The 637-nt window shown below is 63.1% G+C and carries 1 protein-coding gene and 1 pseudogene; both read left to right on the top strand.

The features are described 5' to 3' along the window. Positions 1-235, top strand: a pseudogene (locus tag ACP4IX_RS36420) (hypothetical protein); the annotation flags it as partial. Between the two features lie 19 nt (positions 236-254). Further along, a partial coding sequence (locus ACP4IX_RS36415; RefSeq protein WP_426558958.1) for an AAA family ATPase occupies positions 255-637 on the top strand: 383 nt, incomplete at its 3' end.

Here is a 637-nt window from a genome sequence, read left to right as displayed (position 1 = left end):
GCGGCGTCCGTCGGATGTCCGTGTTGCAGTGACCGGTGCGGGCGGTGACGGGGTGTTCCGCGCCACCGAGTTCGAAGAAGCGCTGAAGAAGCGGTTTTCGGCGAAGTCGCTCGAGGGGCTCACGGTGTCTGCCGATGGCCTCAACAGCGACATTCACGGCAGCGCCGAATATCGTGCGCATCTGATCGGCGTGCTTGCGCGCCGTGCTGTGGAAGCCGCGACCGCGAAGAGCTGAATTTGGAGTCTGTGTGAGCATGAGCAAAATTCCCGCATCCGTCGATGCAACGCTCGATCTGCTCACCAGCCGTGGCTATCTCGCGGAGCGCTCGCTGGCGACGGTGGTCTACCTGTCGCTCAAGATGGGCCGCCCGCTGTTTCTCGAAGGCGAAGCCGGCGTCGGCAAGACTGAGATTGCAAAGGTTCTCAGCGCTGCTCTCGGGCGCAAGCTGATCCGCCTGCAATGCTATGAAGGCCTCGACGTCGCGTCCGCAGTCTACGAGTGGAACAGCGCTGCGCAGATGATCGCCATTCGTCTGGCCGAGGCCAGCGGTGAAACCGACCGCGAGCAACTGTCGGCCGACGTGTTCGCGGAAAAGTATCTCATCAAGCGGCCGCTGCTTCAGGCGCTGGAGCCGGA

Origin of the sequence: Streptomyces sp. WG5 (assembly GCF_049974565.1) — a bacterium.
Lineage (GTDB): Bacteria > Actinomycetota > Actinomycetes > Streptomycetales > Streptomycetaceae > Streptomyces.
Note: the sequence above shows the minus strand (reverse complement) of the source record. Positions and strands in the feature narration are given on the sequence as shown.